Origin of the sequence: Kitasatospora sp. NPDC001539 (genome assembly GCF_040298565.1) — a bacterium.
In the GTDB taxonomy this organism is placed as follows: Bacteria; Actinomycetota; Actinomycetes; order Streptomycetales; family Streptomycetaceae; genus Kitasatospora.
In genome coordinates this window covers 1-4,898 of sequence record NZ_JBEPAK010000369.1, presented here as the reverse complement: position 1 = coordinate 4,898, position 4,898 = coordinate 1, and the positions used below count along the sequence as shown (strand labels likewise).

Sequence of the window (4,898 nt, the reverse complement as noted above, 5' to 3'; positions counted from 1 at the left end):
GCCCTCCGCTCTCGCGAAGGGCCTTCCGGCTGTCTGTGCGCCGCCAGGGACTCGAACCCCGGACCCGCTGATTAAGAGTCAGCTGCTCTAACCAACTGAGCTAGCGGCGCCTGCTGACGCGGAGAACATTACCTGGTCAGCGGCCGAAACACCCAATCGGCCCCGAGGGCTCCCGGGCCGGGCCCCGGTCGGGCGGGCCGGGCCTCACATGGTCAGCACGACCTTGCCCCGGACGTGCCCGGTGCCGACCAGTCGGTGGGCCCGCTCCGCGGCCGCCAGCGGAACGGCCTCGGCGATCTCCAGCCGCAGCCCGCCGGCCTCCCAGAGCCGGACCAGCTCGGCCAGCCGGGCGGCCGTGCGCCGGGTGCGCAGCGGGCGCACGCCCAGCCGTGCGGCGCCCTCGAAGTCGGTCACGGTGCCGATCCGGTCGCGGTCGGCGACCAGCTCGACCGAGGCATCCAGCGCACCCCGCCCGGCGGCGTCGAGGGCGGCCGTCACTCCCTGCGGCGCCGCCGCCCGGACCCGCTCGACCAGCCCCTCCCCGTACGCGACCGGGATCGCGCCGAGGTCCCGCAGGTACGCGTGGTTGCGCTCGCTCGCGGTGCCGACCACGGTGGCGCCCCAGGCCCGGGCCAGCTGGACGGCCACCGTGCCGACGCCGCCGGAGGCGCCGTGCACCAGGACGGTGTCGCCGGGGCCGACCCCGAGCAGGGTGAGTGCCGTGTGCGCGGTCTGGCCGGACGCGGAGAGCGAGCCGGCCTGCTCCCAGGGCATGCCGGCCGGCTTGGCGACCAGCTGGGCGGCGTCCACCGTGACCAGCTCGGCGTGGCTGCCCAGCATCCGGAAGCCGAGCACCTCGTCGCCGACCCGCCACCCGCCGCTGTCCGGCCCCAGCCGGTCCACCACCCCGGCGAACTCGTTGCCCAGGACGAACGGCGGCTCGACCGCCGTGCCCGGTGGCCGGAACCCCTCCCGGATCGCGAGGTCCACCGGCTGCACCCCGGCCGCGTACACCCGCACCCGGACCTCGCCCGGGCCCGGCTGCGGATCGGGCAGTTCGGTGACCCGCAGGACCTCCGGACCGCCGGAACCCGTCACGGTGACCGCCTTCATGTCTGCTCCCGCCCTCTCGACCGTTCGACCGCTGCCGCCGACCACTGCCGCCGGCGTCTACCGATGACCACTGCCGCCGGCGTTCACTGCCGGCCCCCTCCGCCGGCCACTGCCGACGACCGCTCCCGATCCTCGGAGCTGAAGCCCGCTTGAGGTCAAGCCGCCGTCCGGCGCGTCTTCCCGGATGGGCGCATTGTCAGATTTATCCTGGCGGCGCTCAGCCGTCCGCCGTCGAGAGGAACCTCCCCGTGGGCCAGCTGCCGCTGTTCTTCCTGGTGCTGCTCGCCTCCGTGGTGACCATGCCGCTCGCCCGCAGGACACGGGTGCCGCAACCGGTCCTGATGACCCTCCTCGGCATCGCCATGGCGCTCATCCCCCAGATCCCGGACGTCTCGCTCGATCCCGAGCTGATCCTCCCGCTGGTGCTGCCACCGTTGATCTTCGCGGTCGCCCGGCGCTCCTCGGTCCGCTACTTCAAGGCCAACATCCGCTCGATCCTGCTGCTGGCCGTCGCCCTGGTGGTGGTCACCACCATCGCGGTCGCCGGTGCGGTGCACTGGCTGCTGCCCGCGCTGCCGCTGGCCGCCGCCATCGCGGTCGGCGCGGTGGTCTCCCCGCCCGACCCGGTCGCCGCCGTCGCGGTCGCCGGCAGCATCGGACTGCCCCGGCGTCTGGTGGCGATCCTGGAGAGCGAGGGCCTGTTCAACGACGTCACCGCGATCGTCATCTACTCACTGTCCATCGAGGCCATGGTCAGCGGCGACTTCTCGATCGGCGACGCGGCGCTGCGCTTCGTCCTGTCCGCCGTGCTCGCCGTGGTCGTCGGCGTCGCCCTCGGCTGGATGAACGCCAAGCTCGCCGGGCTCCTGGACGATCCGACCCAGCAGGTCGCGCTCAACCTGCTGGTGCCCTTCGCCGCCTACACCCTCGCCGAGGAGATCCACGGCTCCGGCGTGCTCGCCGTCGTCGTCTGCGCGCTCTACCTCGCCGAGCGGGCCGCCGACGCCGACGCCGTCTCCTACCGCCTGGTCGGCAACGCCTTCTGGGAGGTGGTCGAGATCCTGATCACCGGCGTGGCCTTCGGCCTGATCGGCCTGGAGCTGGCCACCGTGCTCAAGGAAGCAGGCCGGGGCTGGACCGGATTCATCGGCGACGCCGCCGTCGTCATCGCGGTCGTCGTGCTGGTCCGGCTGTTCTGGCTGCTGCCGGCCGGCTGGCTGTCGCGCAGGCTGCGCCGCGGTGACGACGAGGACACCCCGTTCAGCTGGAAGGAGAGCGTGATCCTCTGGTGGTCCGGCATGCGCGGCGTGGCCACCGTCGCGCTGGCCCTCGCCATCCCGCTCTCCCTGCACTCGGGCGCGGACTTCCCCGAACGGGGCCGGCTGGTCTTCATCGCCTTCAGCGTCGTGCTGTTCACCCTGCTGGTCCAGGGCCTGAGCCTGCCCTGGCTGGCCAAGCGGCTGGAGCTGGACATCGACCAGGACAAGCACGAGCAGGCCGTCCGTCAGCTCTGGTGGCGGGCCGCCAAGGCCGGGCTGGCGCGGCTCGGCGAACTGGAGGAGCAGGACAGGCTGCCCGCCGAGGTCGCGGACCGCCTGCGGGACCGTCAGCACGACCGGCTGGCCCGGCTCTGCCCCGAGAAGTACGCCGAAGAGGACGCCATCGAGGCCAAGCAGCGCCTCGCCCAGTGGCGGGTCGCCCGGGACGTCGAACAGGAGATGATCGCCGCCTCCCGGCGCGAGATGCTCGTCGCCCGCAGCGAGCCGGGGGCCGACCCGGAGCTGGTCGACCAGGTGCTGCGCGGCCTGGACCTGCGCACGGAACGGAAGTGACGGGCAGTCCGCGCCCACCGGCCGGAATGTGCGCGACCGCTCCCAGGGTTGCATAGGCTGATCCCGGGCAGGCCGTCAACGGAGTCGGCGCACCACCCGTACCCGCACGACCTCGCACGGGCCCCGCACGCCGGGGCCCACCGCCTGGCCCTGCCGGTTTCTGCACCCAGATGAATCGAGGACCCACCGATGTCGGAGACCCGCGCCGACGCCCGCACCCCGCTCGACCGCACCCCGCAGTGGGCCGCCCTGGCCAAGCACCGGGAGCAGCTGGGCGGGACGCACCTGCGCGAGCTGTTCGCCGCCGATCCCGAGCGCGGCAGCCGCTACACCCTGCAGGTCGGCGACCTGCACGTGGACTACGCCAAGCACCTGGTCACCGACGAGACGCTGGAACTGCTGCGCGAGCTCGCCGCCGCCACCGGCGTCGCGGAGCTGCGGGACGCGATGTTCCGCGGCGAGAAGATCAACAACACCGAGCACCGCGCGGTCCTGCACACCGCGCTGCGGGCCCCGCGGGACGCGGTGATCGAGGTCGACGGCGAGAACGTGGTGCCTGCCGTGCACGCCGTCCTGGACAAGATGGCCGGCTTCGCCGAGCGGGTCCGCAGCGGTGAGTGGAAGGGCCACACCGGCAAGCCGATCCGCACCGTCGTCAACATCGGCATCGGCGGCTCCGACCTCGGGCCGGCGATGGCCTACGAGGTGCTCCGCTCCTACACCAAGCGCGACCTCGACGTCCGCTTCGTCTCCAACGTCGACGGTGCCGACCTGCACGAGGCGGTCCGCGACCTCGACCCGGCCGAGACGCTGTTCATCGTCGCCTCGAAGACCTTCACCACCATCGAGACCATCACCAACGCGGTCTCCGCCCGCGACTGGCTGCTCGACGGCCTCGGCGCCGGCACTGAGGCGGTGGCCAAGCACTTCGTCGCGCTGTCCACCAACGCCCAGGGCGTGCAGGACTTCGGCATCGACACCGCCAACATGTTCGAGTTCTGGGACTGGGTCGGCGGTCGCTACTCCTACGACTCGGCGATCGGCCTGTCGTTGATGATCGCCATCGGCCCGGACGCCTTCCGCGAGATGCTGGACGGCTTCCACCTGGTCGACGAGCACTTCCGCACCGCCCCGGCGGAGCAGAACGTCCCGCTGCTGCTCGGCCTGCTCGGGGTCTGGTACGGCGCCTTCTTCGACGCCCAGGCGCACGCGGTGCTGCCGTACTCGCACTACCTGTCGAAGTTCACCGCCTACCTCCAGCAGCTGGACATGGAGTCCAACGGCAAGTCGGTGACCCGCGACGGCACCCCGGTCAACTGGCAGACCGGCCCGGTGGTCTGGGGCACCCCCGGCACCAACGGCCAGCACGCCTACTACCAGCTGCTGCACCAGGGCACCAAGCTGATCCCGGCCGACTTCATCGGCTTCGCCCGGCCGGTCGCCGACCTGCTGCCGGGCCTGGTCGCCCAGCACGACCTGCTGCTGGCCAACTTCTTCGCCCAGACCCAGGCGCTGGCCTTCGGCAAGACCCCGGAGGAGGTCGCCGCCGAGGGAGTGCCGGCCGAGCTGGTCCCGCACAAGACCTTCCGGGGCAACCACCCGACCACCACGATCCTGGCCGGAGAGCTCACCCCCTCGGTGCTCGGCCAGCTGGTCGCGCTGTACGAGCACAAGGTGTTCGTCCAGGGCGCGATCTGGAACATCGACTCCTTCGACCAGTGGGGCGTCGAGCTGGGCAAGGTGCTCGCCAAGCGGATCGAGCCGGTGCTGCTGACCGGTGAGGGCGCCGACCAGCTGGACAGCTCCACCGCGGCGCTGGTCGCCCGCTACCGCGAGCTGCGCGGCCGCTGAGCCCCGTCGGGGGGGGCGCCCCCCGGGGGGGGCCGGGGGCCCCGGGCGCCCGGGGTGGCCCCCCCCGCAGCCCCAAGCGCGGCAGGGGCCCCCGCCCGGGCA

The 4,898-nt window shown here is 72.7% G+C and carries 3 protein-coding genes and 1 tRNA gene; 2 read left to right on the top strand and 2 right to left on the bottom strand.

Annotated features, from left to right (window positions below; genetic code table 11):
* Positions 1-36: 36 nt before the first annotated feature.
* A tRNA-Lys gene (locus tag ABT247_RS31765) sits at positions 37-110 on the bottom strand.
* A gap of 94 nt (positions 111-204) precedes the next feature.
* Positions 205-1,113 (bottom strand): NADP-dependent oxidoreductase, encoded by a 909-nt coding sequence (locus tag ABT247_RS31760; RefSeq protein WP_350749660.1) that lies wholly within the window; start codon positions 1,111-1,113, stop codon positions 205-207.
* 248 nt (positions 1,114-1,361) lie between these two features.
* On the opposite strand from ABT247_RS31760, the gene ABT247_RS31755 reads away from it, so the two are divergent.
* Positions 1,362-2,945: a Na+/H+ antiporter gene (locus ABT247_RS31755; RefSeq protein WP_350749657.1), complete on the top strand. Its 1,584-nt coding sequence runs from the start codon at positions 1,362-1,364 to the stop codon at positions 2,943-2,945.
* Positions 2,946-3,134: 189 nt separating this feature from the next.
* Complete coding sequence (gene pgi, locus ABT247_RS31750; protein ID WP_350749654.1) at positions 3,135-4,796, top strand: glucose-6-phosphate isomerase; 1,662 nt, start codon at positions 3,135-3,137, stop codon at positions 4,794-4,796.
* Positions 4,797-4,898 lie beyond the last annotated feature (102 nt).